The organism is Streptococcus sp. 20925_1_77, from assembly GCF_041432125.1.
Classification (GTDB): Bacteria; Bacillota; Bacilli; order Lactobacillales; family Streptococcaceae; genus Streptococcus.
Map to the genome: position 1 here is coordinate 239,241 of NZ_JAPVZB010000001.1, position 26,733 is coordinate 265,973.

35 protein-coding genes are annotated in these 26,733 nt (G+C 40.6%); 1 reads left to right on the top strand and 34 read right to left on the bottom strand.

What is annotated here, in order from left to right:
• Positions 1-92 precede the first annotated feature (92 nt).
• From nth to O3626_RS01300, 32 genes are all read right to left on the bottom strand, one after another.
• Entirely contained in the window at positions 93-716 is a 624-nt protein-coding gene (gene nth / locus O3626_RS01145) for an endonuclease III (RefSeq protein ID WP_371494719.1), read from the bottom strand.
• A 138-nt stretch (positions 717-854) separates the two neighbouring features.
• Positions 855-1,547 carry a 5'-methylthioadenosine/adenosylhomocysteine nucleosidase gene (locus O3626_RS01150; protein ID WP_371494721.1) on the bottom strand — a complete coding sequence of 231 codons (693 nt, stop codon included), beginning with the start codon at positions 1,545-1,547 and terminating at the stop codon, positions 855-857.
• A 24-nt stretch (positions 1,548-1,571) separates the two neighbouring features.
• Entirely contained in the window at positions 1,572-1,907 is a 336-nt protein-coding gene (gene macP / locus O3626_RS01155) for a cell wall synthase accessory phosphoprotein MacP (RefSeq protein ID WP_155171489.1), read from the bottom strand.
• Positions 1,908-1,918: 11 nt separating this feature from the next.
• Positions 1,919-2,464: an NUDIX hydrolase gene (locus tag O3626_RS01160; RefSeq protein ID WP_371494724.1), complete on the bottom strand. Its 546-nt coding sequence runs from the start codon at positions 2,462-2,464 to the stop codon at positions 1,919-1,921.
• 9 nt (positions 2,465-2,473) lie between these two features.
• Positions 2,474-3,853 carry a bifunctional UDP-N-acetylglucosamine diphosphorylase/glucosamine-1-phosphate N-acetyltransferase GlmU gene (gene glmU / locus O3626_RS01165; protein WP_371494726.1) on the bottom strand — a complete coding sequence of 460 codons (1,380 nt, stop codon included), beginning with the start codon at positions 3,851-3,853 and terminating at the stop codon, positions 2,474-2,476.
• A gap of 104 nt (positions 3,854-3,957) precedes the next feature.
• Entirely contained in the window at positions 3,958-4,398 is a 441-nt protein-coding gene (locus tag O3626_RS01170; protein WP_371494728.1) for an ASCH domain-containing protein, read from the bottom strand.
• Between the two features lie 4 nt (positions 4,399-4,402).
• The gene (locus tag O3626_RS01175; protein ID WP_371494730.1) at positions 4,403-4,891 is read right to left on the bottom strand and encodes an NUDIX hydrolase; all 489 of its coding nucleotides are present in this window, start codon (positions 4,889-4,891) and stop codon (positions 4,403-4,405) included.
• Between the two features lie 39 nt (positions 4,892-4,930).
• Positions 4,931-5,536, bottom strand: a complete 606-nt coding sequence (locus tag O3626_RS01180) for a DUF6707 family protein (protein ID WP_371494732.1) — start codon at positions 5,534-5,536, stop codon at positions 4,931-4,933.
• 59 nt (positions 5,537-5,595) lie between these two features.
• Positions 5,596-6,147 carry a hypothetical protein gene (locus O3626_RS01185; protein WP_371494734.1) on the bottom strand — a complete coding sequence of 184 codons (552 nt, stop codon included), beginning with the start codon at positions 6,145-6,147 and terminating at the stop codon, positions 5,596-5,598.
• A 14-nt stretch (positions 6,148-6,161) separates the two neighbouring features.
• The gene (locus tag O3626_RS01190; RefSeq protein WP_371494736.1) at positions 6,162-6,758 is read right to left on the bottom strand and encodes an SMI1/KNR4 family protein; all 597 of its coding nucleotides are present in this window, start codon (positions 6,756-6,758) and stop codon (positions 6,162-6,164) included.
• Positions 6,759-6,812: 54 nt separating this feature from the next.
• Positions 6,813-7,172, bottom strand: a complete 360-nt coding sequence (locus tag O3626_RS01195; RefSeq protein WP_315375113.1) for a hypothetical protein — start codon at positions 7,170-7,172, stop codon at positions 6,813-6,815.
• Between the two features lie 101 nt (positions 7,173-7,273).
• Positions 7,274-8,203: a hypothetical protein gene (locus O3626_RS01200; protein ID WP_371494739.1), complete on the bottom strand. Its 930-nt coding sequence runs from the start codon at positions 8,201-8,203 to the stop codon at positions 7,274-7,276.
• Positions 8,204-8,291: 88 nt separating this feature from the next.
• Entirely contained in the window at positions 8,292-8,528 is a 237-nt protein-coding gene (locus O3626_RS01205; RefSeq protein ID WP_371494771.1) for an NTF2 fold immunity protein, read from the bottom strand.
• On the bottom strand, positions 8,471-8,689 hold the full coding sequence (locus tag O3626_RS01210; RefSeq protein WP_371494741.1) for an NTF2 fold immunity protein: 219 nt from the start codon (positions 8,687-8,689) through the stop codon (positions 8,471-8,473). Before O3626_RS01210 ends, O3626_RS01205 begins: the two co-directional genes overlap by 58 nt.
• Positions 8,690-8,772: 83 nt before the next feature.
• On the bottom strand, positions 8,773-9,516 hold the full coding sequence (locus tag O3626_RS01215; RefSeq protein WP_371494743.1) for a hypothetical protein: 744 nt from the start codon (positions 9,514-9,516) through the stop codon (positions 8,773-8,775).
• 158 nt (positions 9,517-9,674) lie between these two features.
• Positions 9,675-10,364: an SMI1/KNR4 family protein gene (locus tag O3626_RS01220; RefSeq protein ID WP_371494745.1), complete on the bottom strand. Its 690-nt coding sequence runs from the start codon at positions 10,362-10,364 to the stop codon at positions 9,675-9,677.
• A gap of 33 nt (positions 10,365-10,397) precedes the next feature.
• Positions 10,398-10,961: a hypothetical protein gene (locus O3626_RS01225; RefSeq protein ID WP_315375104.1), complete on the bottom strand. Its 564-nt coding sequence runs from the start codon at positions 10,959-10,961 to the stop codon at positions 10,398-10,400.
• Between the two features lie 54 nt (positions 10,962-11,015).
• Entirely contained in the window at positions 11,016-11,300 is a 285-nt protein-coding gene (locus tag O3626_RS01230) for a hypothetical protein (RefSeq protein ID WP_045615175.1), read from the bottom strand.
• A 559-nt stretch (positions 11,301-11,859) separates the two neighbouring features.
• The gene (locus O3626_RS01235; RefSeq protein ID WP_315375100.1) at positions 11,860-12,378 is read right to left on the bottom strand and encodes an Imm26 family immunity protein; all 519 of its coding nucleotides are present in this window, start codon (positions 12,376-12,378) and stop codon (positions 11,860-11,862) included.
• Between the two features lie 112 nt (positions 12,379-12,490).
• Positions 12,491-12,829 (bottom strand): hypothetical protein, encoded by a 339-nt coding sequence (locus O3626_RS01240; RefSeq protein ID WP_371494748.1) that lies wholly within the window; start codon positions 12,827-12,829, stop codon positions 12,491-12,493.
• A gap of 548 nt (positions 12,830-13,377) precedes the next feature.
• Positions 13,378-13,767, bottom strand: coding sequence for an Imm50 family immunity protein (locus O3626_RS01245; RefSeq protein ID WP_315375096.1), 390 nt, complete (start codon positions 13,765-13,767; stop codon positions 13,378-13,380).
• A 97-nt stretch (positions 13,768-13,864) separates the two neighbouring features.
• The gene (locus O3626_RS01250) at positions 13,865-14,491 is read right to left on the bottom strand and encodes a hypothetical protein (protein ID WP_315375094.1); all 627 of its coding nucleotides are present in this window, start codon (positions 14,489-14,491) and stop codon (positions 13,865-13,867) included.
• Positions 14,492-14,507: 16 nt separating this feature from the next.
• Positions 14,508-15,020 carry an Imm26 family immunity protein gene (locus tag O3626_RS01255; RefSeq protein WP_315375093.1) on the bottom strand — a complete coding sequence of 171 codons (513 nt, stop codon included), beginning with the start codon at positions 15,018-15,020 and terminating at the stop codon, positions 14,508-14,510.
• Between the two features lie 9 nt (positions 15,021-15,029).
• Positions 15,030-15,590 carry an immunity protein gene (locus O3626_RS01260; protein ID WP_315375092.1) on the bottom strand — a complete coding sequence of 187 codons (561 nt, stop codon included), beginning with the start codon at positions 15,588-15,590 and terminating at the stop codon, positions 15,030-15,032.
• Between the two features lie 52 nt (positions 15,591-15,642).
• Complete coding sequence (locus tag O3626_RS01265; RefSeq protein WP_315375090.1) at positions 15,643-15,981, bottom strand: hypothetical protein; 339 nt, start codon at positions 15,979-15,981, stop codon at positions 15,643-15,645.
• A gap of 12 nt (positions 15,982-15,993) precedes the next feature.
• Positions 15,994-16,419: an SMI1/KNR4 family protein gene (locus O3626_RS01270; protein WP_315375088.1), complete on the bottom strand. Its 426-nt coding sequence runs from the start codon at positions 16,417-16,419 to the stop codon at positions 15,994-15,996.
• A gap of 176 nt (positions 16,420-16,595) precedes the next feature.
• Positions 16,596-17,294 (bottom strand): 3-oxoacyl-ACP reductase, encoded by a 699-nt coding sequence (locus tag O3626_RS01275; RefSeq protein ID WP_315375085.1) that lies wholly within the window; start codon positions 17,292-17,294, stop codon positions 16,596-16,598.
• Positions 17,287-17,523, bottom strand: coding sequence for a DUF2829 domain-containing protein (locus O3626_RS01280; RefSeq protein WP_000141913.1), 237 nt, complete (start codon positions 17,521-17,523; stop codon positions 17,287-17,289). Before O3626_RS01280 ends, O3626_RS01275 begins: the two co-directional genes overlap by 8 nt.
• 104 nt (positions 17,524-17,627) lie before the next feature.
• A complete protein-coding gene (locus O3626_RS01285; RefSeq protein ID WP_371494752.1) occupies positions 17,628-19,019 on the bottom strand; it encodes an APC family permease in 1,392 nt (463 codons plus the stop codon).
• A gap of 235 nt (positions 19,020-19,254) precedes the next feature.
• On the bottom strand, positions 19,255-20,085 hold the full coding sequence (locus O3626_RS01290; RefSeq protein WP_371494755.1) for a hypothetical protein: 831 nt from the start codon (positions 20,083-20,085) through the stop codon (positions 19,255-19,257).
• Complete coding sequence (locus O3626_RS01295) at positions 20,082-20,882, bottom strand: hypothetical protein (RefSeq protein WP_371494757.1); 801 nt, start codon at positions 20,880-20,882, stop codon at positions 20,082-20,084. The genes O3626_RS01290 and O3626_RS01295 overlap by 4 nt, the downstream gene beginning before the upstream one ends.
• Positions 20,876-21,205, bottom strand: a complete 330-nt coding sequence (locus tag O3626_RS01300; protein WP_023917534.1) for a PadR family transcriptional regulator — start codon at positions 21,203-21,205, stop codon at positions 20,876-20,878. The genes O3626_RS01295 and O3626_RS01300 overlap by 7 nt, the downstream gene beginning before the upstream one ends.
• Positions 21,206-21,463: 258 nt before the next feature.
• On the opposite strand from O3626_RS01300, the gene O3626_RS01305 reads away from it, so the two are divergent.
• Positions 21,464-23,428 carry a peptide ABC transporter substrate-binding protein gene (locus O3626_RS01305; RefSeq protein ID WP_371494759.1) on the top strand — a complete coding sequence of 655 codons (1,965 nt, stop codon included), beginning with the start codon at positions 21,464-21,466 and terminating at the stop codon, positions 23,426-23,428.
• 356 nt (positions 23,429-23,784) lie between these two features.
• Here O3626_RS01305 and O3626_RS01310 read toward each other — a convergent pair whose 3' ends face one another.
• Both O3626_RS01310 and O3626_RS01315 read right to left on the bottom strand, forming a co-directional pair.
• Positions 23,785-25,788 carry an FtsX-like permease family protein gene (locus O3626_RS01310; RefSeq protein ID WP_371494761.1) on the bottom strand — a complete coding sequence of 668 codons (2,004 nt, stop codon included), beginning with the start codon at positions 25,786-25,788 and terminating at the stop codon, positions 23,785-23,787.
• Complete coding sequence (locus tag O3626_RS01315) at positions 25,781-26,548, bottom strand: ABC transporter ATP-binding protein (RefSeq protein ID WP_023917529.1); 768 nt, start codon at positions 26,546-26,548, stop codon at positions 25,781-25,783. The genes O3626_RS01310 and O3626_RS01315 overlap by 8 nt, the downstream gene beginning before the upstream one ends.
• Positions 26,549-26,733: the final 185 nt, after the last annotated feature.

Below are 26,733 nucleotides of genomic sequence, written 5' to 3' on the forward strand. Positions count from 1 at the left end.
TCCAACAAAGAAATCACTTTTCAATCCTTTTAATAAATATTCGTTTCATCACAAAAAAGAACCTCTGCACTTTCGAGCAGAGGAACTGATTCCTAATCAAAATGATAGAGTTGTGGGTACTGATCACATTCAGGATTTTTAGGATGGCAGATAGCCCGTCCAAAGTAAATCATGGCTTGATGGGCTGCTAGCCATTCGCTTTTTGGTAGAACATCCATGACTCGCTTTTCCACTTCCAAGGGCGTCGCTGATTTCTTGACAATGTCATGGTGCTTGCAGATCCGCTCCACATGGGTATCGACAGCAAAGGCTGGAATCCCAAATCCTACACTCATGACGACATTTGCTGTCTTACGTCCTACTCCTGCCAGGCTTTCTAACTCTTCACGAGTCTGAGGCACCTGCCCATCAAAGTTGTCTAGCAATTGTTGGGCACATTTTTTGAGAAATTTGGCCTTATTTCGATAGAGACCTAATTTAGAAATATGCTTGGCGATATCGGCTTCACTGGCTGCTGCCATAGCTTGAGGGGTTGGAAAAGCCACAAACAAACCTGGTGTCGCTTTGTTAACAGCCGCATCAGTCGTCTGAGCAGAGAGCATGACTGCCACTAATAATTCAAAATGATTACGAAAATCCAGACTCGGTTTAGCATCTGGAAAAAGGGCGATAATTTCTTCGATCACATGACGTGCCCGTTTCTTTGATAAAACCATATTCTCTCCTTTACATCACTTGTCTTTATTATAGCATGAAAGTACTCTATTTCTGGAAGAATCGGCTTCAAAAAAAGAAGAGGGACAAAATGAATTGTAAAAAAATTCATCCAATCCCACTTCTATCTATTGTTTGTTTTATACCAATCTCTTCAAGAACGTAATCAGGGTTTGAGCAGAGCGTTCGCCAGCCTCTACGATAAATTCATCAAAAGAGAGATTGGCTGCGTGATCTGCTGTATCACTCATAGCCCGAATGACCATGAAGGGACGTCCAGCTGCATGAGCGGCTTGGGCAATGGCTGCCCCTTCCATCTCAACTGCCAATACTTCTGGAAACTGCTCCCGAATCGCTGCAACTTTTTCTTCACTCGCGATAAAGCTATCTCCTGTTGTAATCAGGCCCACATGTGTGGTTGTAGCTTCTTCTTCCAGAACTTTTTTCATTTCTGATACGAAATAGCGACTGGATTCAAAGTAAAGTGGTTGACCTGCCATTTGACCATACTTGTAGCCAAAGGCTGTCACATCCACATCATGATAGGCAAGTTTGTCGGCAAGGACAATATCCCCAACAGCCATTCCCGGTGCGACTGCTCCTGCAGATCCGGTATTGATAATGGCTTCCACTTTGAAATCATTGGCTAGAACCGCTACACTCATGGCAGACATGACTTTCCCGATGCCACTTTCAACCAAAACGACTTCATGCCGACCAATCGATCCTGTATAGTAGACTTTTCCAAGACGCAGATGTTTTTCCCCATTTTCAAGGGCTTCAACCAGAATCTTTAACTCCTGGGGCATGGCTGCGATAATTCCAATTTTCATATCCATTCTCTCCTTGTGACGACCTTACAGACGCCAAATAGCAATGATCAAAACAATGAGGAGCACAATGATCCAAAACAAAATCTTATTGAGTTTGGATTGGACCACACTTTGTTTGCGCTCTTCAATGCGACGACTCTTGGTCACAGTGGGCTCCACTTGGATCTGCAAGGTATCCTGTGAATAGCTCTCCTGCGGGCGCTCCATACGGCTTTCTCTCATAGGACGTTCGTAGCCAAATCCCCTGTGGTCTGTCCGAATAATCTTCGTCTCTTCAGCATCGACCATTTTAGGACTCGAAATGTCCTCACCTCGCCTCGCTCGTTCAATCATTTCATCGGTTAATAAAGGTTTTCCCATCGGATCCTCCTCTATTTATTGATTAAGTCCCAGTATTGGATCGCCATGATGGTCTTGGCATCACAGATTTCGCCAGCTTGGATCAAGTCTTTAGCCTCCTTCAAGGTCACTTCTAGCAGCTCTAAGGTCTCATCTTCATCTTGAGGGCGAGGATTTTCCACTTTTTTCAAGTTGGTTGCAAGATAGAGTTTAATCCGCTCATTACAAAATCCAATGGCTGAATAAAAATCATACAACAACTCTAGATTCCCTGAGTAACCAATTTCTTCTTCCAATTCACGCAGAGCAGCTGCTTGAGGCTCCGCATTTTCACCCTTTTCCAACTTCCCTGCTGGGATCTCTACAGAAGTCCTCTCGATCGCCTTGCGGTACTGCTTGACCAAAATGGTCTTGCCCTCATCTGTGATCGGTAAAACCGCTACTGCTCCATTATGAAAAATCAAATCACGCTGCGCTTGACCTTTCCCGTCAGGTAGTTCTACTTGATCTGTGACTACTTGGAAAATCGGGCCTTGATAAATCTCCTTGCGCTCAAGGGTTTTTTCTTCAAATTGCATGAAAATCTCCTATTTATTTTTAGGATGATGAGGAAGGCGAGTCGCGTACTCATCCTTATTGACTTGACGGCCACGGCCAATCGCAATCGCATCCGCTGGCACATCCTTTGTAATGGTGGATCCAGCACCTACTAGGGAATTATCCCCGAGCTCAACTGGTGCAATGATGGTCGAATTTGAACCGACAAAGACATTGTTGCCAATAAGGGTCTTGTATTTATTTTTCCCATCATAGTTGACGGTGATGGTTCCTGCACCAAAGTTGACGTTGCTACCAACTTGGCAGTTGCCAATGTAGGTCAGATGACCCGCTTTGGTATTTTCGCCAATAGATGAACCTTTGACTTCGACAAAGTTCCCGATATGGACATCTTTGGCCAGGCTAGAACCAGGACGAATATGAGCGTATGGTCCTACTGTCACGCCATCGGCTACTGTGCTTTCTTCAATCATAGAGTTAGTAATAACGGCACCCGCACCGATTTCACTATCCACAATATAGGTTCCATTGGTTAAGACGGTTTCAGCCCCAATTTTTGTGTGCCCTTTTAGGGTAACATTGGCTTCAATTTGCACTTCTGGTGCGATCTCAACATCGATATCGATATAGGCCGCATCAGGATTGACAAAGCTCACTCCATTGACCATATGAGCTTGGTTAATGCGACGACGCATGATGCCTTCTGCTGTCGCAAGGGCTACTCGGTCGTTAACCCCAAGACTTTCATCAAAGTCTTTGAGCGTATAGGCTCCAACTTTCTCTCCTGCTTCTCGGAAGATCCCAATCACATCTGTGATATAGTATTCACCTTGGGCATTGTTGGTATTGATATTCTTCAAAGCTTCAAAAAGGCGGGCATTGTCAAAGACATAAGTCCCTGTATTGATTTCTTTGATTTGTTTTTCAAAATCTGTCGCATCTTTTTGCTCGACGATGCGAAGTACTTCCGCATTGTCATTACGAACAATCCGGCCATAGCCAAATGGATTGGCTGCTTCTGCTGTCAATATCGTTGCCACATTCTTGTGGTTAATATGGAAGTCGATCAAGTGTTTGAGACTGTCACCCGTAATCAAAGGAGTGTCTCCTGCAATGACGAGGGTATGCCCTTCAAGGCCTTTCAAGACTGGCTCTGCCATCATAACCGCATGGCCAGTTCCCAATTGTTCGGTTTGTTTGACAAACTCTGTTTGTCCCGCTAAGACTTGCTCTACCAATTCCGCCTTGTGGCCCACAACTGTTACAGTCTTTTCAGGTGAGATGGCTCCAACACTACGGAAGACATGCTCCAACATAGAGATCCCTGCAACCTTATGAAGAACCTTGGGCAGATCTGATTTCATACGGGTACCTTTCCCCGCTGCTAAAATAATGGCATAATTTGGCATAACATTTCTCTTTTCTGTACAATATCGCTTACATTATACCATTTTTTAGCCCTTTTGGAAAATAAGATCCAGATCAAAAAACTCTCCTAAAAGGAGAGCGTGTTCTATAACGGATAAACCTTGCGAAATTCTTCTAAAACAACCTTGCTGTCAGGTGTAAACGTCAGACCTGCTTCTCCAAAGCAGTCTTTGAAAAAATCTTCATGAACCTGACGCCAGTAGGCCAGAGATTTGTCTCCTTCACCTTCCTTATAGGCATGGTCAGCAGACACTTGTCGAAAAGGCTCAACAGAAACCTTGGTAATTTCGACAATGCAGACAGCCTGATTCCGACTATCTAAAATAACATCAAAGCTTCCTTCTTGAGGAAGGGGTTCGTCCTCTAGTGCGTAGAGGTCGTAAGCGGAGGCTGTTGCTGTTTTTTCGCCTCTTAGAACCAAGTCTGCTAAGAGGTCGGCTTCCACTCCAAAAGCCCAAGCATCGATTTCATCTCCGATAGAGGGGTTGATTTTCTTGTAGGCATTCCACATTTCTTGAGGTGTCATTTGTTTAGCTTCCTTTCTTCACCTTCCAATTTCTATATCTTGTCATTTCCAATTCTGGAAATCCTCGTAACTCTGCCTTTACCTTCAATACTAAGGGCGAAGCATTTTCTTGGGTCATCTGCTCAATAGGGACCCAAACTGCCTTTGCTGAATCATTGCTTCCATCATGAACTTCATGAGGAAGGGATTTTTGAGAGTTTTCGAAATCGAGTACGATATCATAAAAGGCCATGATATGATGTACAGCGAAGTCTTCCCCCTCTTCTTGAACCAGCACGTCATAAATCCTAGGATTTGAATAACAGCTAAGCGTATAGCCCGTCTCTTCCAGAACTTCTCTCTTGAGGGTTTCCGTCAACCCCTCACCGAGTTCCTGACTACCACCCGGTAGATCAAAACGATTTTGATAAGGTCCTCTTGTTTTTTCAATGCAAAGCAATTTCCCATTCTCATAGCAAACGCCATAGACACCAAAGTGTTTTTTGATTTCCATATTCTACTCTTTCTAAAAGTCCAAGATCAATAACTTACCCTATCCCTTAAAAGGAAAGAGGTTATAGATTTCATGCTCCTTGATATACTTCTTCAGTATCTCCATATTCTCTTCGATTTTTGCTTGGATATCTGTCTCTTCAAACGTTGACTCAGCAATAAAGAGGCGAATCTTCAATAAATCTGTCAAGTATAGCAGACGACGTTCCATTTCTGATTCAGGGCTTGGAGCCTGCTCGATTTTTGCAAGCTTTTGCTCCAAGCTATCACCATTCAAAAATCTCTGATGAACTCTCCTTCTAATTTTTTGAGTTGATTCCTCCCCTTGTTCTAATGGAGATAAAAGAAGCTTTTTATAGACGAGTACCTGATTTTCTACCTCTCTTTCCAGATAAGCCAATAAAACCAGAGAACTATCAACAAAGGTCCAGGTGTTATAATTCCCTTCAAATGGAACTTGTATGATACGATCTAATAATTCCTTAGCCATTTCCTCTTGGCCATCCAGATAAAGTAAATAGGCCAGATGATTCAGTGATTTGAGATAACTAACTTGGGTCTTCTTATTCTTTTTAGGGATCCGGTTTAAATACGATACTAACTCAAGATCATTTTCAACCTCTTCGATGAGTTCTTTCACATTCATTTCTTTTCTCCTATCCAATTCACTTTTTGTTACTGAGAAATGCTTTTCTCAGGTCAATCTTACCGAAGTAGATATTCTTTTGCTGTAGCTTGGACGTCTGGGGAAAGGTAGCGCTCTATCAAGTCACCTGTCCCTACAATATATTCCTCCTGTGGGACATCTTCTCTTTGGCCCCAAAAATTTGAAAAAGCGAAATAAAACTCCAAAAACTCCGTCAAACTTTCGCTGAGTTTGTAGAAATTAGGATCTCCCGGACTGCCCGCGTAAACTGGAGAACTGTCATCTTTCATATCACAGAAAAGAATATCATCTGTATCTGTAGTAGCGAATATCTGGTATTGTCCTTCACTAAACTGAAGAATATCTTGTAAGGCCCAACATTCGACTGTCCTTGCAGGAGAATCTAATGCCAACAAAATGATATTAAAATTTTGATTAGCAAAAAATAAATCCTCATTGAACACTACATGTTGATAATAATCAAGTAATTCTCCTGTCAAATCTGAGGACTGGATCCTTAATTTTTCGTTTGAAAAACTCACTGGTTGGGGAATAAACGTTGTTTCCTCATAGAGTTTAATGATCTTTTTTAATACAGTCACTACCGCCATTTTTCTCTCCTTGGTCATTCCTCTTCGGTCTCCTTTAAGAATTCAAGCCATATCTTCAGATCTGGATTTATATCATGCGCTATCTCAGCATGCTCCCTATAATCCATATCCAAGTAGCCTTGTTCATTCCTGAAAATAACACCTTGTTCATAACATACTTTAAAGGTTGTGAGCATGGATTTCAATGACCGGTATTCGACCTGAGGTTCCTCTTCATACACGTAAACACCATGTATTTGCCCCTGAGCTTCTGGAGCCAAGTTCATGGCATAAAAATCTCCCCCTCCACTGGCAAAAATTGGAAACCAAGACTTATCCCAAGTATCCGTTTCTATTAGTTCCAAGTAGGTCTGGATACTTTCTTCCAGAGACATCAAATAGAAGCCAGGAAAAAATGCCAGCTCACCGAGTGTGATTCCCTCACTATCTTTTGATCCGTTTCTCCAAGTATAAAGGGCACACAAGTCCTGGGTTGGCTGCAACGGGATTTCCTCAAATAACTCTTGAGTTTTTTGAGAGGATAGTCCCGAATTTAGATGGTCTACACAAGGATAATCTAGCTGTTGGAGACTTTTTTCAATCTCATTTAATAATTGGGTGATCGTTTCCATTTGTTCTCCTTACCTTGTATTTCAGTTCTTCGTCCCTAGAATAGGGCCTTCCCATTATTCAATCCCATCCTCTTTGTTATACTCTATCATGCATTTTACCGCATATTCTACCCATCCCCAAAAGTCGTTAAACTCTTTCCGTTGCTCCCATCCTTCGGCAGCAAAATCATGAATGAGTTGGACCTTATTGCCCTTTCCTATTTCAAAACAAGCTGTATCATCACAATCTCCTCTTTTAGCAAATGGAATCAACTTTCTGCTTGGGTATCTTTCCTGCAATCCCTTGTACAGAGATAGGGCCCATTCTGAATCCAGCAGATACCAACAATCAAAATCAACTAAATTGAATTCAATCAATTTTTTAAACGATTCAGGATACTGAAATATCCTTTCGTCCAGTAAATAGGTTTTCATTAATTATCTCTTTTTTGTTACTATTGAAATATCACTCCCTCAAGAGGATGTTTCTTATACATTGATACTACTATAAATCGATTGCTCATCATTTCACACTGCTACTCTATGATTGTGCCAAGTATCATCTTATTTTGCTCGGTTAACTGAAAGTCATCCATGAAATAGGGCAAAAAGTCATCAAACAAGGGATGGCTAATCCCGTCGATTGGGAGGCCTCTTTTCTGACGTTCTTTTAGTAAAACTAAGATTTCAATTGGGAAATACTGCCATAGTAAGGTATTGAATTCAACTAAATGACTATCTTTGGTGTTCGCTAAATGATAATCACACATGGATAAAATTGTTTCTCTAAAAACATCATCGTCCTCTGAAAAAATAGTATCCATAACCTGTTTATAGACATCATTCACATTCTGATAAGGATTCTTGTCCAAGGGTTGATATTTGGCATCACAAGCATCTTCCAGTAGGTTAGCAAGCCGAGCACCCTTACCATATCCATAAAGAAAAACGACTAAGGGCAATAAACTCTTGGCTGAAAAGAAAATAACTTTTTTCCCTTTTTCAACTTGGGCTTCTTTAAAATAGGCTAATTTATCAATTAAAAACTCTACATAAGTATCATCTAAATAGGCAAGGGCAAATAAGATATTCAAACAAATATCTGTATCAAAGTTTGAGCCCCCTTTAGCTAAATATTTAGCAGAAGCCATGTCTGCCATTACAGAACAAAAACAGCCATTTAGCAAAGATTGATAGGTTTCAGATGTCTTGTTTTCAATGAACTCAGAAACCAAAGTATATGGTTGAATAGCATGAACCATCCGTACATGTTTATAGGAGTAGGTTTCTGTTTTCCCGTTTTCCTCCCAATTGATCTCAAGGCTTTTTTTGCCTGCTTTTAATGCTTCTAAAATTGCTTTAGTAGTAAAAAGCTGTGCTTTTTCAAGATCAAAATCTCTCGCCTTTAGTACTTGATTTTTAATGGTTGTTAATTTCCTTTTTTGATTTGAAAGTGTTTTATTCATATTGACCTCTAAAATTTCATTTCTTACACTTAACTACCACTGTTTTTTGAAGTACATCTCTTCCTGCTTTCCTATACTATCCAGTATTTCACAAGGAAGAATTGATCCACTTCTCATCATCAAACCATTCTTTCTTATTAATCCACCATTTCCCCTTTTGAAACACCATTTGAAAACGATAGAGAGTTTCTATACCAGAACGATTCTCCTTGATGTAGAAATAAGCTTGATTCCCGTCATGCTCTTCATCAACGATGGGATGTGTTTCTAATTTATAGTCAAACGGAAACCGGACAGATAAAGATACTTCCCTTGCTCTGAGTATTTTTTAGATGTACAAAACTGATCAAATATAGTAGCTAATTCATCCTTCAACATCTCTTTATAGGTTTGGTTTCTTAGACTCCTAGTGGCTTTTCTTTCCCAAGTATACATAGCCTGCATAAACTGGAGGAAGGTTTCTTTTGCTAGATTCTTATGGCTCATATTTCCTCCTACTTAAACAACGGGACTAATAGTTCGTTTATTCTGAAAACATCGGTCATAAAAAGCTGTATTAAAGGCATTTTTTACCCCTCACGCATGCAAACATGTGGTAACTCTCTTCTAAGAAGTTCCCTTTGCTTTTGATTTGTTCTTCCCGTTGTTAAAAATCGGAGATGTTTCAGACTCTTCAGGTAGCTAACTGTTGATGCGTAGTTAAAAATAGACGTATCGACAAAATCTAAAAAACGGAGCTCACTAGATGGATGGATAAAATCCAATTCTGGTAATTTTTTATTTGACATAAATGAAAGATAGAGCAACTGATTTAAATCCCTAATAAAAGAAAAGTTTGGCAACTTTACACCATAATCAAAGTGCAGATAACGCATGCCTTTATGAAAAGAAATGTTCTCTATCGTTTCCAAATTTGTCATAGAAGATATCCCTAGAGCTTTCACACAATCATTCTGGGGTAAGATGATCTTTCTTACTTTTCTAGCCCCAACTATTAAAATCTTTTCTACTTGTTCATATTTTGAAAAGTCTAGCACATCAGATTTACTTCCCATCAAGTAAATCACCCTCGTATTGCTAGGTAAAGAAAGCTGGTTAAAATCTACATCTTTCAGCATCTCCTCTGGGTTTTCGACAATGTACTTTTGTCTTAATAAGCGATTGATATCGATAAATTCTTTATAAGTCAATTTTTCATCCAATAATGGTGCAATCTCTTCAATAGAATGCAGAGGCTCCATTGCCATTAGATTCTCTCTTTCGGAAAATCCTTTTTTAATGATCTCTAAATATTTATCTAAACTGGTCATCATTCACCTCTTTTTATGAATATCATGCTTCGTTTTCTTTGTTCAACCTATCTGTTTTTACAATGACACTTTTACAAGAAGAATAAACCATTGCTTGTCTCAAAAACTAAAATCATGAATCTCAAGAGTACTCTTTTCTATATAAACTTTATCCTGCTTGCTCAATCTCGATCAAAGATAACCTTGACTCTGGCTCTACCCGAAGCGTCTAGATATTGCTCTAGTTTCGTAATCGACTCCTCCGAATCAGATAATTGAACAAGCAAATCCCCATTGATAGTCATGACATCCTTTGTCGGTAAAAGCATGAGATTCTCAACGCTTGGATCATTCACAATCATTAAGGAAGGGGAATAAATACAGCTTCTGGAGAGGTCTAGATTTCCAAATCGTTCCCTAGCAGAAACAAAAATAGATTCCATCCCACCTTGGGCTTTCAGAACAAATTCCCTCTCGAAAAATGCTTCAAAACTGTCGTAGATCTCGATGACATCCATAGTAATCCCATCTAAATAATAAACTTGATGACTTTGAATGTTCCCATCCTTCATTCTATAAGCGAATTGATCTCCAATAGCAGACATACCAAAAAAATAGTAGTCTGATACATAATCCCTCCAGACATCTTTCCATAGCCTATCCGAATTCCAAGAGTCCAGCGTGATGGCTTGAGCAGAATCCGTCCCAAACAAGCGATAATAGCCACCATAAAACTCCAAGCCATTGGTCATGGAGAGCAAATCCAGGTGAGCTTGAGGAAACTGTCTGGCTTTGAGTTTTTCTAGTTCAAAAGCTGAGGCCCCACTTTCTTGTATGACCAGATCCTCACAACATTTTAAAAAATTCTTCATTTTCATTTGCTTCTCATCTCTTCATCTTTGGCTTTAGCCAAGCATAAATTCAATAAAGTCTTTTCGATAGGCTTCAGGAAGTTGCTCCTCGATAATAGCCATGATTCCTGTTAAAAAACCTTCTTTATAGTCCGACAAGTCCTCATCAATGTAGATGTCATTCTCAAACTTGGTGATTTCTAGCTTTTTCATCTGACTATAAGTAGACAAGAAAGTAGATAAAGAGGGGCTTAAGCAATAGAGCTTGGAATTCCCAGGAATCTTGCCAAATACAGGACTAAGCTCGCTAGTTAGATCACAAAAAATTGGCTCATCCCCCATCATGTGAGCAAAAACCACATAACTCTCTTTCCAGCTAGTATCCTGCCATCCTTCTGATGCAGCTTCACATAGAGGGAGAGGAATTAGAGCAAGATCATAGGGAGCTCCTCTAAAATAAGCTTCTTCATCAAAGTCTAAATGCTGGTAAAAGTCTTTTACTTGACCAGACAAATCTAGCTTTTCGACATGGAGACAGTCACTAGTAAATACAAGCTCTCCTAAGCCCTTGTTTCTATGATAGACTTCTACGAATTCCTTTAACAAATTGAGCATCATTATTGGACTCCTCTCACATTTTTTGGTTTATATTTGGCTATTTTCAACTGACGATTATGTATCATTCTGACCGCTAGCGACAGCCTGAGCCCATATTCGTTCAAATTCTTCTTGACTAATCTTGATGGAGTCTGATAGATCCAACTCATCTTTTCGACCATCATAGAGTAGAAACCCTACTTCTGGAACGTAATCCTGTAGGCAAGAGGAAGCATAAGAGTTCCCATTCAAAACGTTAATTTGTCGACTTGCACGCTGACCAGTAAACTCTGTATAAATAACTCCTAGGCCTGTCATAAACTCACTATTACCATAATAATAATATTCTTTTTCACACATTAGAATCTTCCTTTACCATTTGTCTCTCCAAGAATGGCATTCTTTCCTTTTTGCCTCTTTCATCGACTAATTCTATATTCATTTTCAATTTATAGAATCTACGGGCTCTTAGATTTATTCTCCAAGACTCTCACTTCTACTTTATCCTCCGCTAAATGGAGATCCAGTACTTTTTCCTGGTCTTGAAAGAAAAGTGTCAGGTCTCTGGTAGAAAATTCAGTAGAATAAGAGGACAAAAAATTATCCAAAGACTCCATTTGAAACAAGACGTAAACTGGTGAAAACTCCCAAAAAACTAGGATAAACTGCCTTCTATTTCCAACTAGACTTTGAATTGATCTACTTAGATCTTTAGTAGTAAGATTGGCAGAAAACTCATAAAGGCAAGGAATCGGAGAATCGATAGGATTCAACTCCCCAGCATACCAAGCAATTTCTCTCGGTTTAGTGGTCAGAAAATAGACATCCTTTATCCCCTTCAAATTCTTGATTCGTCTTTCAACTTTTAATAAGGATAATTTCTTTTTTAAGTCACTCATTGTTCTCACTCTCTCGAAAGCTACACGTCTATTCCTCTTGCTTTTAAACTTTCAATAATCCTTTTTTCTAAATGAGAAGAAAGCCAAACTGTCCATTCTTCATAATCCTTGCTCTCCTCAAAAGAAATAAACTTTTCTTGACCATTCTGCCATAATCTCGGCTTTTCATGCGGTAAGGCAGGAAGAACTAACTGTATTTGAGAAAAATGAGAATCTATTTCGCAGTCATACTTCTCTTGTTGTCCGACTTTCGGCCAACGTTTTTTATATATTCCCAGACCATTTATGGCAATTGGCGGAAATAACCTTCCTGATTGGATGATGTCCTCTATTTCAGGAGACAATCCATCGATTAAAGTAAAAACCTCTATGAGTATACCGCCACCACCTAGATCTTTGATGATTCTACAATAGGCGAATTTTTTATTTTCCCCAGAGAAATCAGATTTTTTAAATCTCTCTAAATCAGATCTATCCGATAAAAACAATGGAATTGCGAAAATTTCTCCTTCACGAACATTTGCTAATTTATTCACCATAGTTTTTGACCCTTAATCTTTTGTATTCTATTTTGTTATATGGCCATTTCCTACTATCTTACTTACTTGCTATTGACAAGTGTTTTATGGACAATGGCTAGTTTTTTTGAGTTCATTCAGTTATTGTTTCCAGCTCTAGCTTGCTCACAACCTCATTCTCTTTATCCAACAGATATAGGAAGTTACCTTTTACTTCCAGTTTACCAAGCTTAGCCCCATAATCCATCTCATGAGCAGGGTAGGATTGAATCAACTGACGGATGCTCTTATCCTTTTGCTCTATCTTCCAAAACAAATCCACCTTATCCAGCTGATGCTCCACTTGAATGGAAAAGATCGTGGATTGGATCTTCTTCCTTTTCCACTCCCAGCTATTTTCATAATCGTTTTTCTCTATTTCATTGACTACATCCTCTATCAAGGAGTATGGAATAGAGAGCTCCTGAAACACGCGCTTTACCCCTTTTAGCAAGGCCCCTAAGAGCATCTTTTTCTGTTCCAATGGACTCGAGCTTTCATAGCTAGAAAAATCAAATAAGACCTGAACAGTTTAGACGCCAAGTAGGTTCATGATAGCTGGATTGCTAATCGTATCTACACATTCTACGATGATTTTCCAACAATCCTTGGTCACAACCGGTTTAAAGAGGCGCTCTATCATAGAGGTCATACATTTGGATTCATATACAAACGCTCTTCGCTGACCTTTCCAATTCTGTCGATAGTCCTCAATTCTAGCTTCCTCGTAAGTTAGCGTAGCTGAGTCCATCAGCTCCTCAATCCTCTGTTGATTTTCCACATAGGGCTTATCTAATTCAAAATACTGTAACTTCATATTCGTGATCTCAAAGTGTTTTTTTGTATAAAGGACTAGCCTTAGGTCAAGGCCTAACGTTTGTGGTCTTTCTTCACTATTTTCCCATAGTCGTAGTGTCCCTCCTAACAATGGAGGATTGTTTGACGACCCTGAATCTCCGCAAATAAACTAGGAATACATCTTTAAGTATCAATCTTCACAGGAGCAATCTCAGCAATTCTAACAAGATCAGAAGATCCCGATAACATCACATCATTTTGGTTTATAAAATTGAATTCAACCTTATTCTCTAAAAAGAGCAACTCTAATCGTCCATTCACCTTATGAATCCCCTTAGAATAAAAATGGATTTCATCTAAATTAAAAAACTCTAAATTAATTTTTATGGCATTAAATGCACTTTTCTGCCACTTTTCAGGGAAATTAGTTGGCAAATCAAATACATAAAGGACAAGGTCTAATTTGTAATCGTAACATAATACAGTATCAAGAAATACATTATTCAAGTCCAAATCACCATCAAACAAATGAATAATCTTTTCCTTCCCCACTACTTTTTCAAACCATTTCACAGTATGAACTCCTTTTTAAAAATGAATAAAAGTCTTATTTTTAAGAGTTATGTTATCGCTCTTTAAGGAAGTGACAGCTTCTCTCTTTAAGTAGATTTTAGAATAGACTAACTCTTCTGCCGTCCTTTCCTTTTGTAACGTCATTGATTAAGTCCTTGACGATAGATATATCGAACTGACGGGAAAAGTCTACAATTTTCTGACGATTCTGTTCTGGATATAGATATGATGCAGCCAAAATAAATAAAAATGGATTTGTGACTTGACCAATATGCTCAAGGTATTTAGGCTGAGTCACATGAGACATAATTTTGTTAAAATCGTCATCTTTCAGAACAATCTTTCTCTGATATATCGCTGCACAAGCACCTGCGGCTTGAGATGAGTTATTCGATTCCAAAGACTCATAGACAAAAGACAAGTTCTCTGTTTCTAAATTTTCTAGATAAGCAATCGCTACTGCTAGAGAGCGATAGGTTACAGGGGTTGGAATGTCTCTCAGCAGTAATGACTTCAAATAGGGGACTTCTTCTGTGCAATCCGTTGCAGCCATGGCGTAGAGCAAATACATTTGTGATTCCCATGATTTAGGCTTTTCCATCTCCCCTTCCAAGGCCTGATGCAAGAATGGTCCATATCCTTTTAGTTTATCCTTTAAAATTTTTTTCGCAGCTTTTTTAACCAATGGCGTACGTCCTGAAGTTAACTCATCTACATAGTCCATTTCAAACTCCTTTATTTCATCTGCTTGCCAGTTCTTCTTCCAAGATTCTGTTATAAACTATACTTCCGACACAGGCTTCCCAGTCTAGCTCCTCAACTTCTTCCCTAGAAAAAATCTTAGGTTCCCGCCTACCTTCTAGCCAGACCTTCCCAAAGTGAAGACCATTTGGATCTCCCCACTTAAAGGCTAAATCCTTAAAAGGGCTTGGATCAAAATCCGCTTGATGACCAATTATCTGCCAAGACCATACTGGACTTCGATCAAACAAGGTGTAGGAATCTACAATGATGGGCTTACCCATAAATTGAGCACGACTTAACTCCTCAACTGTTATAGTAGGACTTGCTTGAAAGATATCGAAAAATTGAATGACATGACCAACCTTCACTTTTCCAAGAATTTGACCAAATACAAACATTTCCTCCGAAAATTGATAGCAAAAAATATCACCAATTTTAATAAATCGAAGTTTTGTTCTTGGCTTTTCATTCCACTCTCGAATCTTTATCTGGGGCAATTTTTTCTCCATAATTAATTCCTACTGCTCTTTATTTAAGATATGAAAGAGATCATCTCTTAGAACGATTCCATCATCTTCTATCAAATAGGCCATGTGCTCCCAGAAGGGCAATTCTTGTTCAAGGGACTTTTCCAAGGCAAGTACTTGGTTCTTCAAATTTGCTGCAATCTCTTCGACTTCATCTTGCTCAATCTCATAAAACTTTGATTTTAAAAGAAAGATGCCTGATAGAAAGAGCGAATAAGAGGAAACAAAAGTACGCAAGGAATAATTGACATAAACCCTCGATTCTTGAAAAATTTCCCTTCCTTCTTGATTGCAAAGCAAGAAGATCTGCTTCTCTTCTCCAATTACAAAGGCACCTAAAAAACACTGACCAAAAAGCCTATACCTCTCCTGATTTTTCCTTAGTTCGACTAGTTCGTCATCTGCTTTAACAAAAGAAAATCCCATTTTTGGATAATCCTCTAAATATGCCAAAAGGTTAAAACGGGCCTCATCCAAACTAAATGGTTTCTCCTCTGTAGGCACCACACAAAAGCCGTGCTCCTTCACTAATTCATTGATATTGACTGTCATTTTTCTCCTTATCACTATCAGTCATTGAATACCATTTCTCTAATCGGCCTAGCTAATCATCAAAAGGCATAAAGCTATCATGCTGCTGATAATAATTTAAAGCATCGACCAAGTCTTGGGGACTTGCATCTGGCTTTTCCTCAAGTGCGACTGCAAGAACATCAATCAACTGCTCTCCATAGTAGACTAGTTGCAGATCTTGCTCCGCTACATCCGTCGGGTAGACATCAGAGTCTTCCACGACATCCGGATAATCGGATACCCAATAGAGACTAGCTAGTGCCAGTTCTCCATCTTCCTTGCCATAGAGGCAAAAATCATCTGATACTAATTGATCTACGCGCACCTGCTCAATTATCTGCTCTAGTGAAAGTTCTTGATGTTTTCGCATCCCTTCTCCTTTTTAATCGCACTCTTCAACAAAAGAGTTCAAAAATTCCTCAAAAGAAGCCCATAGACCGTAGATCTCAGCTTTTTCTTCTAAGACATAGAAATAAACCTTGCCATAATCCTCTGCCCTTAGAGAAAGAGCGTAATTGCCAGAACCAGGATCATAGGCGAAATGAAGAAGGTCTGTTGCCTTAAATCCCTCAGGTACCACCTCATCGTCAAACCAGGTAAGTGACTTCTTGATCTCCTCCAGTGAATCAAAGGAATTGAAAGGAAAGAGATGACGGTCATCGTGGACACCCATTACTTGGGGCTGACCACCGTTGTGCTTGAGATAAAATTCCATCATAGCTTCCGGCAATTTCTTCCCAAGAATCTCCTCAAATTGTAAAAATTCTTCTTTTGAAATAGCTGGATCTGTGTCTGTCAATACTAGCATCCCGTCTCCTTTTGAGTCTCTCTTCCCAAAGGCTTTTTTTATTTGACCTCCATATTACAGGTCCCTTTTAGGCTATCATACCATAAGATTCCCTTTCCATAAAGCTAAAATAGAAAATGAGCCCAGTGGTTTTACTAGACTCATTTCATTCTTATCTTTTATGCTTATTTCAGCCCTTACTTCAAACTCCAGCCACCATCAATGGTCAGGATTTGCCCCTGCATGGCAGAGGCCTTCCCACTGGCCAAAAAGAGGCTGACTTCTGCCACTTCTTCTGGCTCTATCCAGCGTTTAATAGGGGTCTCACTAGCCACCCAGTCTGCTAGACCTCCTGGTTCAAAGTCCGCTGCAGTCATGCCTGTTTTGACGGCTCCAGGAGCAATGCCAAAGACTTGAATGCCAGATTCTGCATAATCTAGAGCCAACTGCTTGGTAAAGCCTGCTAGCGCATGCTTGGAGGAAGTATAAGCGTGACCGCCACCTCCTGCTAGACTAGAAGCAATGGAGCACATATTGATGATGATCCCTTGCTTCTTCTCCAACATTTGAGTCAGATAATACCGTGTCAGCTCTACCGGAGTCACATAGTTGATCTCAAAGATTTCCTGAATCTCCTGAGCGCTTTGCTCAAGAAGCGGTTTGTAATCATCCAATACTCCCGCTGTATTGCACAAGACATCTACCTCAGGACAGCAGTCGAAGATTGGTGTCAAATCCAAGATTAAGTCTCGCTGTAAGAAGTGAAAATCGCCTGGCAACTGAGGATCCGCTCCTTGGTCCACTCCATAAACCTGATAGCCCTTTTCTAAAAACAAACGAGCTTGCGACAGACCAATCCCGGAGCTCACGCCTGTAATCAAGACCCGTTTAGTCATGTACTTCCACCCAATCTGTCGCTAGAACATCACAGGGAGTTGGACTCCACATGGAAAAGCCTTCGCCTTCACCAGATACGTTGATGAGGAAATAAGGTGTCACTTCCAGAGCCACTCCATTTTGCTCGATGGTATCAAACAATTGGACATAGTTTTCTGCTCCACCCCATCCTGTTCGTACATATTTTTTCTTGGCCTTTAATCCTGGTAAAATCTCTTCAAATGTCATGGTGTTCTCCTTTGTTATCTATTTAACTTTCTCCCTTTATTATACCAAAAAAAGAGCTTTCCCTATACAAAAAGCCAGAGTTCTTCTACTCTAGCTTTCATCTTTTATTTATGTTCTTCTGAATGGCGATACCCATAGCCAAAATAAATTCCTATCCCAATCAAGAGAGCAACTCCAAAGGCCAGCCAGGTCGATAGAGAATACTGGGTCATAAAGGACACACAGACCACAATCGATAGAATTGGCAAGACCGGAACCAAAGGCGTTTTAAATTCACCAGGTCCAGGAGCACCGTGTTCCTTGCGCAATTTCAAGAGAGCAAAGGCCAACAGAACCAGGTATGCCAAGGTACAGATATTTAAAAAGGAAGCGATACTAGCTAGCGGAAAAACTCCACCAGCAATGGCAGCCATCAATCCAGCGACCAATGTCGCATTTTTTGGAATTCTGGTTTTAGGATCGAGCTGTTTCATAGCTTTTGGCAAAAGGCCATCCCGCGCCAAACTGTAAATCATCCGTGAGAGGGCAAAGGTCATCGAAATGCAGACGGTAATCAGGGTCAAAATAGCGACCAACGATACATAATTCCCTGCCCAGCTAGCTCCTACCTGACGGAGGGCAAAGGCAACTGCATCATCTACATTTAAGTTCTTAAAAGGAACCATGCCGGTCAAAACCAGGGTAACCAAGATATAAAGAACCGTTGTGATCAAAAGACTAAGGACAATGCCGCGAGGAACGTTCTTTTGTGGTTCCTTGATTTCATCGACCGCCATTGAAATGGACTCAAAACCAAGAAAGGCAAAGAACATGAGCGAAGCGCCAGCCATAATACCTGTTTGACCACCATAAATTTCGCCAAAGCCATAAGGGGCAAAGTTTGCCCAGTTGCCAGGGTTTAGGTGAAAAATCCCGACAAGAATAAACAAGGTAAGAGCTGAGAACTTGAGTAAGACCAGCAAGGAATTGAAGCGTAAGACGGCTTTTGCATTCATAAGGACCAAGGCTGTGACGAGGACCATGACCAAAATAGGTAAGAGATCCACATAAGTTCCCGCAGCTGGATCAAAAGTCCCATTTAAAGCCGTCGGCAGACGCCAGCCAAGATTGGCCAACAACCCCTTGAAATAAGCAGCCCAACCTGAGGCTACCCCTGATACGGCGGTCATGAATTCCATCACTGTCAACCAACCTGCAATCCAGGCTGGAAACTCTCCAAAAATGGTATAGAGATAGCTATAGGCTCCACCAGTTGAAGGGATACGAGAGGCAAACTCAGCAAAAAAGAGGGCAGATAGGCCGACGCAAAACGCCGCAATCACAATCGAAAGGATGAGGGCTGGACCAGCTAAATTTGCCGCTGCAGTCCCCGTAATCGTGAAGATCCCTGTCCCCACCATGGCACCGATACCTAAAATAATTAAATCCCACAACCGTAAATGACGGTTTAACCCTGGGTGAACCTGTCCCAAAGCCTTTTTTCGAAATAGATTCATGTATATTCTCCCATCTATTGAGTTTATTCTATCATACTTGGATAAGAAAAGGGAGTGGGAAAGAAATCTGTCATTCGTTAGAATTCGATTTCGTCTTCCCACCTCCGCACAGTTGAGTAGGGCTGTAAAAGCTGATGAAATCAGCGTAGTAGAGCCCACTCAACCACTGCGTCTTGCTCGATAATCCAAAGACAATTGAGAGGCTAGGACTTTTGTCCCAGCCCTCCTTTTCTTTCTATTTATCACTTTCCGTCCTATTCTTTTTCAAAGAACGAATCGTAAACCAATAATAAATAACCAGCCCAAAGATGATGATCACTGTGGGCAGAAGAACTGTCATACCAAGATTCTGAACTCCTTGTGCCAAAGTCCAGCGATGTATGAATCCAACCACTAAAAAGGCGACGATAGGAAAGACGAAGGCTCTGCCAAGCTCTTCTTTCCATTGCCAAAGAATGAGTGCTCCACTAGCCCCTGTCATAAGGAGAGTATCCCATGGATTCGGCACTGTCAACCAAGCAAGGGCTGGTAAGAAACGGACCCCCACGATCTCACTAGCGAAATAGACTCCTAGAACCAAAACGATTGCCACATGGATTGCTTTTTTCGACTTTTCTTCTGCAAAAATGAGGCGACGAAGAAGATAGAATAGTAGCCCAATTGCTAGGAGTCCCAAAATGATGTCGGTTAAATAGACTAGAGGCTTGAGCACAAGGACCGCTTGTGAAGCAAAATCACTTAAGAGGCGATAGAAAATCACAATTCCCGAGATGATCGCCCCATATTTCAGAACAGACCGTGTCGATTCTTTGGGCATATTTTCGATGATTTGGTCTGCCATTTCCTTTGGATCCTGTCCAAAATAGTCCTTGGCTTTCCATCCATCACCGCTTGCTTGCGAAAAATCTAGTGCTAAATTATAGACCTGCTCTCTCAAAGCCTTCTCCTCATATAAGAAACCGGCGAAATTGAAATAATCCCAGAGATCTTGGAAATAAGCTTGGTCCTCCTTGCTAAAGGTTTGAACCAAAGCCTGAGTTTCTTCATAATAAATAACTGATGTCATCTTTCTTCCCCCTTTCTTTGGAGACGAAATACAACGAAGGTCAGGACTAGTCCTATGAGAGGAAGTAGCCAGCCTAATAAGTGAGCAGTTTCCTGATTCACAAGACGAATCCAGCATCCCGTAACTAGGAAAGTCAGGCCCATGACTAGTAGACTCGTCATCAAACGCTCCCTGCTTCTATAAGCCATAACCGCAAACCCAAGTAGGACTAGGACAGCAAGAATAACCGCCCAACCATCTGATAAGAAGAGACTCCCAATGTGGCCAAAATAGATCGAAAATAGTCGTACGATGTTCAGAAATACCATCAGGCAGATCACACTGATAAAAATAGCCCAAGACCACTTCATTTCACCATAGCTCTGTTTGGACCAAAGCCACGTGATGAACTGGCTAAACACCAAGAAATTGAATAAAATAACAACATAGGTCAGGGGTTCGATTTTCAGTGGTGTCATCCAGGTAAAATCCATTAAATAACGCATGCCAACTAAGATCACTCCAAGTAGGAAGACGAGTCCTACATAAGATCCTAAAGAGCGTTTAGGTAACTCTGAAAGAACTTGGTCCACCATCGCCCGTGGATCCTTTCCAAAATAATCCACTGCCCGAATGCCTTCTTTCTCAGCAACTTTTAGGTCGCAAACCATATTGTAGAGTTGTTCACCGAGTGCTTCATCATCATAAAAATAGGACTTAGCCCCAATATAGGCGACCATTTTTTTCACATAGGCTTGATCCTCTTTGTTTAAATGAATCAATTCATCTGACATTTTTTCTGTATAACTTCCTACCATTCTTCCCCCTCCTTCTTGATACGTTCTACTTTTGTGACTAGCTCCTGCCACTGGTCCCAAAATTCCCCTAAACGCTCTTTTCCAGCATCACTGAGTGAAAAATACTTACGATCAGGACCATCTGGAGACGGCCTCATTTCCCCATGAATAATTCCTTGTTTTTCTAATTTTTGAAGTAGGGGATAAATAGTCCCAGCGACAATCTTATCAAATCCCATCTCTTTGAGACTTTGAATCAATTCGTAGCCATAGATGGCCTTTTTGGAAATAATCTCCAGCACACAGCCCTCTAAGACTCCCTTTAGTAATTGGGACTCTTTCATCCTTCTCACCTCTTTCTTCACATATTCACTAGTTTGTTTTACATACTAGTTTATTCACTATCAGTATACTCTTTCTCGACTAGTATGTAAAGCAAAATAGTAACTTTTTTAAAAAAATTTTATTCCTTAAAAATCCCTTAAAATCAATGCTTTCAGTGTATACGGGTGTGTAAATATACAAAAAAAGTTCAAAAAACACTTTATTTTGTAGATTGATTGGAGTATAATAATTTAAATTATTCAAAAGGAGACACGAATATGAAAAAATCGAAGCTTGCTCTTTTAGCAGGTGTCGCCGCGGCTTCAACGCTTTTCCTTGCTGCATGTGGCTCATCTTCTAATGCGTCAAAAGGGACTACCTACAACTACGTGTATGGTACAGACCCTGATTCCTTGAACTATTTGACTTCAAATCGTTCAACTACAAGCGACATTACTACCAACTTGGTCGATGGTTTGTTTGAAAACGACCAATACGGTAACCTAGTGCCTGCTCTTGTAGAAGACTGGTCTGTTTCAAAAGACGGTCTGACTTATACCTACAAGCTTCGAAAAGATGCGAAGTGGTATGATTCAGAAGGAAATGAATACGCTGACGTCACTGCACAAGATTTCGTGACATCTCTGAAATATGTAGCCGATAAAAAGTCCGATGCTCTTTACTTGGTTCAAAACTCAGTCAAAGGCTTGGATGATTATGTGAACGGAAAAACTAAAGACTTCTCAACTGTTGGGGTCAAAGCTGTTGATGATCATACTCTTCAATATACTTTGAACCAACCTGAATCTTTCTGGAATTCTAAATTGACTACTTCTACTATGATGCCGGTCAATGACAAATTCTTGGAATCAGCTGGGAAAGATTTCGGTAGCGTGAAACCAAATGGGATCCTCTACAATGGTCCATACATTTTGAAGTCCTTCACTTCAAAATCACAAATCGAATTGGATAAAAACCCTGATTACTACGACAAGAAAAATGTTCACATCGATACGGTTAAATTGACTTACTTCGATGGATCAGACCAAGACTATCTTGCTCGTAACTTCTCAGACGGTAACTTAACTTCTGCTCGTCTCTTCCCAACAAGCTCAACTTACAGCACAATTCAGAAGAAATTCAAGGATAACATCGTTTATTCTCAACAAGATTCTACTGTCTACTACGCTTACTTCAACGTCAACCGTCAAAACTACGGTCATACGAAGAAGACTTCTGACGAACAAAAGAACAGCACCAAGACAGCTCTTCAAAACAAAAACTTCCGTCAAGCCTTGAACTTCGCTTTGGATAGAACTTCATACAGTGCACAAGCTAATGGTAAAGAGGGAGCATCAAGAACTCTTCGTACACTTCTAGTTCCACCTACATTTGTGCAAGCCAACGGAAAAGACTTCGGTACGCTCGTTGAAGAAAAACTTGCCGCAACAGGAGATGAGTGGAAAGGTGTGAGCTTTGCTGATGCTCAAGACAGCTTGCATAATGCGGACAAAGCCAAAGCGGAACTTGAAAAAGCGAAGGCTGAATTGCAATCACAAGGTGTTCAATTCCCAATCCATATCGACTATGTTGTAGACCAATCTTCTAGCACTCTTGTCCAACAAGCAGACTCTATGAAGAGCTCTATTGAAACAGCTCTTGGTAAAGACAATGTCGTGATCGATGTTCAAAAATTGTCTACAGATGATGCAGACAACGCGACTTACTTCGCCCAATCACCAGATCAAAAAGACTTTGACATGGATATCACTGGTTGGGGACCTGACTTCCAAGACCCATCTACTTACTTGAATATCTTGAACCCAACAGATGGTTCAACCTTGACTGGTATGGGACTTGATCCTAAGAAAGACCAAGCGCTCATCGAGAAAATTGGTTTGAATCAATACAAAGAATTGCTAGATGCTGCCAATGCTGAAAAATTGGATACCAATGCACGTTATGAAAAATACGCTGATGCCCAAGCTTGGTTGACTGAAAACGCAATGGTTCTTCCAATCTACTCTAAGGGTGGAGTACCATCTATCACGAAGGTAACACCATTCTCAGCAGCAAATTCTGCAATTGGTATTAAAGGTGAAACAACCTTCTTCAAATACCAAAAACTTCAAGATAAGACAGTTACAACTGCCGAACATGAAAAAGCTTATAAGAATTGGTTGAAAGAAAAAGAAGAATCAAACAAAAAAGCGCAAGAAGAACTTGCAAAACACGTGAAATAATCACGAAAAAAAACACCGGGGATATAATCCCCGGTGTTTTTGGTTAAGGATAAAACTATCTTTGAAACTTTCCTTAGGTGAGTACGGACGTTAGGTGAAATTATCCAGTGGATGATTTCAGCAATCCAGGAAGTTCCATAACTTAGTTTTGGACCTAAGGTTCCAAAACTCCCGAGTGCTAGAAATACTATTATTTCTAGCACTTTTCTCACGGCGGAAAGTTTCGGTATTTGTTTAAATAAGCTTAATAATATACATTATTATAATTCTTTCCGCAACATTTGGCTTGTCCTATGTAAAAAACAGTTTGTCTATTTATTGGATTTTTCATTTCTCAATCTTTTATAGACTCAGCGCTACCTCACGACAATCTTCCGGTAACTTCTAGAAGTCAGAAGAAAGACGAGGACATAGGAGATGAAAAAGACAGCGCAGATTGCTAAGGTTGTTTGAAGGACCAAGCCCGCATTGTTCGCTCCTAAGAGAGCAACGATTTTTGAAATCATCTTGTAGGCCACTCCTAGGTAGAGGAAGGAGAAGAATAGAGGAAGGAAAAAGACGGTGAGAATCTGTTTGCGTATGGTGGTGGCTGTTTGCTTTTGGTCCAATCCTACTTGTTGCAAGATCACAAAATTTTCCCGGTCCTCATAGCCCTCTGAAATCTGTTTGTAGTAAATGACGAGAACCGTAGCCAATAGAAAGATAACAGATAGGAAAACACCAATAAAGAGGATTGTCCCTGCTGATTCACGCCAATCTTTCTCTATACTATATCGATCATAGCCACTAAAATAAGTCGCACCATATTGACTCATTTTGTCTGTCGAATGAAGCTCTTTGATCACGCCAGCAAGGAAAGCACTATTTTCTTTATCTTTGGCAGTAATAGCGAATTCCAAATTTTTATCCATTTTTAGACCAAGTTGGTTCAAGTCAGGGAGGACAAGGTACAAGCCCATTTGATGTTGAAACAGGGCGTCTTGAGGAATTTTTCCTTGGATAAAATTGGAATTTAGTTTTTCTTTAATCGTGAAGCTCTTCCCATTGATTTCTAACTGCGCGTCTAATTTCCCAGGATAGTGATACCCATAAGCTAAGATTTCATTTTCCCCAAGCTCAACTTTTTGACCCGTCAATTGTTCATAGGTCGCCTGATCAAAAAAGTAGACGGTTCCTTCTGTCTTCAACTCCTGATCAGTTTCTGGAGTGAACTGGTCATTCACCTCTAAGATCTTTCCATCAATCTTTCGAATTTCAGCCGACCAGTATGTTGTCTGAGTCACTTGATAATCTGATAGATGTGTCGCATCGGCTGTTTTCTGAATAATAGCTTGAACATCTTCAACAACCGGTTCTGTTTCAGCTTCTGAAGTCATATGCCCCACACTAATATTGTAGTCCGAAGGGTACATAGTATCTAGGTAATTCTGCCCTCCAATAAAGAGATTGAGGGACCCGGTTAAGGTGACCAAGACCATGGTGGATAGAATACTAATGGTCGCAAGACCCGCTGCATTTTTTCGCATCCGTGCTATTAAGTTGGAGACGGATATAAAATTCTCTGGCTTGTAATAGTAGGATTTCCGACCTTTGAGAAATCTTAAAAAGGTAATGGTGCCTGCGTTGAATAAGAGATAAGTCGCAAGAATGACCAAGATAACGGCAATAAAGAATCTTTGGACAGCCGCAACTGGACGCTCTGCGGTTAGCGCTAAATAGAAAGCAATTCCTAAGAGTCCTAGTCCTAAAAGAGTTTGGACCAGCAAGAAGCGTCCTTTCTTCTCTCCTGCCTTTTTCTGTTGCATGAGGTGGAGGGAACTGTAGCGCAAGAGACGGAAAGAATTTAACAAGAGAATGAGGGCAAAAGCTAAGGCTAGCCCAAATAAAGTGTTAAGAACAGCCCCTATCTGGAAGGTCGATTGAATGACGACTGGAAGCCCCATACATTTTAAGAGGAGGGCAAAAATCAAGGGATCAAACAAGAGCCCCAAGCCCAGTCCTACTCCAACTGTGAGGATATAGAAGATAAGCAATTCCCATAAGGTCATGACGAGGAGATGCTTCTTCTCCATCCCCAAAACACTGTATAATCCCAATTCTTTGGAACGATTTTTCATAACATAGCCATTGGCATAAGCCACTAAAATGACGACGACCAGCTGGACGACGAAACAACCAAAACCAAGGACAGCTCTTGCCGTTCGTCCTCCGTAAGAAGCTTCTAAATGAGGGGTCGTTGCCAGGGCGATAAAGCTATAGAGGATCATGGTCGTTAAAATGATAGCTATAGCAAAAGGGTAATAGAGCTTACGATTTTGTTTGAGGTTGGAAAGAGCTAATTTACTTGTTAATTTAAACATCACGATCCTCCTTACTCGCCATGACCGTCAAGGTATCCGAGATTTCTTGGAACATCTGACGTTCTGTTTTTTCCCCGCGGAAGATCTGGTTGTAGAGAATTCCGTCTTTGATAAAGAGCACGCGCTTGGCCCGAGCAGCCGCTGCAGTTGAGTGGGTCACCATGAGGATGGTTTGGCCCATTGTATTAATATCTTCAAAGACATCGAGCAACGCAGCCGAAGACTTGGAATCCAGCGCCCCTGTTGGCTCATCAGCAAGGAGAATTTCAGGTGAGGTGATGATGGCACGCGCTACAGCCACCCGTTGTTTTTGCCCGCCAGATATTTCGTAAGGATATTTCTCAAGAAGCTGGTGAATACCCAACTCCCGACTCACGCTATCGACTTTACTCATCATTTCCTTGACGGGCCTGCGAGAAAGGACCAAAGGTAAGAGGATATTGTCCTTGACAGACAAGGTATCCAGCAGGTTGAAGTCTTGAAAGACAAAGCCTAGTTTTTCCCGACGAAAGCTCGAGGCATCCTTGTTCTTGATGGTGGAGGTGTCAGTGCCGTTGAGGTAAACCCGCCCTTCGGTCGGCTGGTCCAACATGGCTAGAATATTGAGGAGGGTCGATTTCCCGGATCCCGATTCCCCCATGATGGCGACGTATTCGCCCTTCTCAACGGTAAAGTGAATATCCTTTAAGGCTTCGACTTGGGTTCCTTGGAAGCGGGTTTTGTAGATTTTTTTGATGTGTTGAACGTCTAGTAGGGTCATGGTCCGTTCCTTTCTAGCTCGATAGAGCTTCAATCCATTTTTACAAATCTATTGTACTAAAACTGAAACGCTTTCACCATAACATAACCTTACATTTTCCCCTTTATTTCTTACATTTTTGTAAGAAAGCGAAAAAACAGGCTAGGACAAAAGTCCTAGCCTCTTAATTGTTTTTGGATTGTCGA

What these genes read in the sequence shown, in the direction of transcription:
- nth (WP_371494719.1), bottom strand. Translation starts at nt 716, where the DNA reads ATGGTTTTATCAAAGAAACGGGCACGTCATGTGATCGAAGAAATTATC.
- O3626_RS01150 (WP_371494721.1), bottom strand. Translation starts at nt 1,547, where the DNA reads ATGAAAATTGGAATTATCGCAGCCATGCCCCAGGAGTTAAAGATTCTG.
- macP (WP_155171489.1), bottom strand. Translation starts at nt 1,907, where the DNA reads ATGGGAAAACCTTTATTAACCGATGAAATGATTGAACGAGCGAGGCGA.
- O3626_RS01160 (WP_371494724.1), bottom strand. Translation starts at nt 2,464, where the DNA reads ATGCAATTTGAAGAAAAAACCCTTGAGCGCAAGGAGATTTATCAAGGC.
- glmU (WP_371494726.1), bottom strand. Translation starts at nt 3,853, where the DNA reads ATGCCAAATTATGCCATTATTTTAGCAGCGGGGAAAGGTACCCGTATG.
- O3626_RS01170 (WP_371494728.1), bottom strand. Translation starts at nt 4,398, where the DNA reads ATGACACCTCAAGAAATGTGGAATGCCTACAAGAAAATCAACCCCTCT.
- O3626_RS01175 (WP_371494730.1), bottom strand. Translation starts at nt 4,891, where the DNA reads ATGGAAATCAAAAAACACTTTGGTGTCTATGGCGTTTGCTATGAGAAT.
- O3626_RS01180 (WP_371494732.1), bottom strand. Translation starts at nt 5,536, where the DNA reads ATGAATGTGAAAGAACTCATCGAAGAGGTTGAAAATGATCTTGAGTTA.
- O3626_RS01185 (WP_371494734.1), bottom strand. Translation starts at nt 6,147, where the DNA reads ATGGCGGTAGTGACTGTATTAAAAAAGATCATTAAACTCTATGAGGAA.
- O3626_RS01190 (WP_371494736.1), bottom strand. Translation starts at nt 6,758, where the DNA reads ATGGAAACGATCACCCAATTATTAAATGAGATTGAAAAAAGTCTCCAA.
- O3626_RS01195 (WP_315375113.1), bottom strand. Translation starts at nt 7,172, where the DNA reads ATGAAAACCTATTTACTGGACGAAAGGATATTTCAGTATCCTGAATCG.
- O3626_RS01200 (WP_371494739.1), bottom strand. Translation starts at nt 8,203, where the DNA reads ATGAATAAAACACTTTCAAATCAAAAAAGGAAATTAACAACCATTAAA.
- O3626_RS01210 (WP_371494741.1), bottom strand. Translation starts at nt 8,689, where the DNA reads ATGAGCCATAAGAATCTAGCAAAAGAAACCTTCCTCCAGTTTATGCAG.
- O3626_RS01215 (WP_371494743.1), bottom strand. Translation starts at nt 9,516, where the DNA reads ATGATGACCAGTTTAGATAAATATTTAGAGATCATTAAAAAAGGATTT.
- O3626_RS01220 (WP_371494745.1), bottom strand. Translation starts at nt 10,364, where the DNA reads ATGAAGAATTTTTTAAAATGTTGTGAGGATCTGGTCATACAAGAAAGT.
- O3626_RS01225 (WP_315375104.1), bottom strand. Translation starts at nt 10,961, where the DNA reads ATGATGCTCAATTTGTTAAAGGAATTCGTAGAAGTCTATCATAGAAAC.
- O3626_RS01230 (WP_045615175.1), bottom strand. Translation starts at nt 11,300, where the DNA reads ATGTGTGAAAAAGAATATTATTATTATGGTAATAGTGAGTTTATGACA.
- O3626_RS01235 (WP_315375100.1), bottom strand. Translation starts at nt 12,378, where the DNA reads ATGGTGAATAAATTAGCAAATGTTCGTGAAGGAGAAATTTTCGCAATT.
- O3626_RS01250 (WP_315375094.1), bottom strand. Translation starts at nt 14,491, where the DNA reads ATGGACTATGTAGATGAGTTAACTTCAGGACGTACGCCATTGGTTAAA.
- O3626_RS01255 (WP_315375093.1), bottom strand. Translation starts at nt 15,020, where the DNA reads ATGGAGAAAAAATTGCCCCAGATAAAGATTCGAGAGTGGAATGAAAAG.
- O3626_RS01260 (WP_315375092.1), bottom strand. Translation starts at nt 15,590, where the DNA reads ATGACAGTCAATATCAATGAATTAGTGAAGGAGCACGGCTTTTGTGTG.
- O3626_RS01265 (WP_315375090.1), bottom strand. Translation starts at nt 15,981, where the DNA reads ATGCGAAAACATCAAGAACTTTCACTAGAGCAGATAATTGAGCAGGTG.
- O3626_RS01270 (WP_315375088.1), bottom strand. Translation starts at nt 16,419, where the DNA reads ATGCTAGTATTGACAGACACAGATCCAGCTATTTCAAAAGAAGAATTT.
- O3626_RS01275 (WP_315375085.1), bottom strand. Translation starts at nt 17,294, where the DNA reads ATGACTAAACGGGTCTTGATTACAGGCGTGAGCTCCGGGATTGGTCTG.
- O3626_RS01280 (WP_000141913.1), bottom strand. Translation starts at nt 17,523, where the DNA reads ATGACATTTGAAGAGATTTTACCAGGATTAAAGGCCAAGAAAAAATAT.
- O3626_RS01285 (WP_371494752.1), bottom strand. Translation starts at nt 19,019, where the DNA reads ATGAATCTATTTCGAAAAAAGGCTTTGGGACAGGTTCACCCAGGGTTA.
- O3626_RS01290 (WP_371494755.1), bottom strand. Translation starts at nt 20,085, where the DNA reads ATGACATCAGTTATTTATTATGAAGAAACTCAGGCTTTGGTTCAAACC.
- O3626_RS01295 (WP_371494757.1), bottom strand. Translation starts at nt 20,882, where the DNA reads ATGGTAGGAAGTTATACAGAAAAAATGTCAGATGAATTGATTCATTTA.
- O3626_RS01300 (WP_023917534.1), bottom strand. Translation starts at nt 21,205, where the DNA reads ATGAAAGAGTCCCAATTACTAAAGGGAGTCTTAGAGGGCTGTGTGCTG.
- O3626_RS01305 (WP_371494759.1), top strand. Translation starts at nt 21,464, where the DNA reads ATGAAAAAATCGAAGCTTGCTCTTTTAGCAGGTGTCGCCGCGGCTTCA.
- O3626_RS01310 (WP_371494761.1), bottom strand. Translation starts at nt 25,788, where the DNA reads ATGTTTAAATTAACAAGTAAATTAGCTCTTTCCAACCTCAAACAAAAT.
- O3626_RS01315 (WP_023917529.1), bottom strand. Translation starts at nt 26,548, where the DNA reads ATGACCCTACTAGACGTTCAACACATCAAAAAAATCTACAAAACCCGC.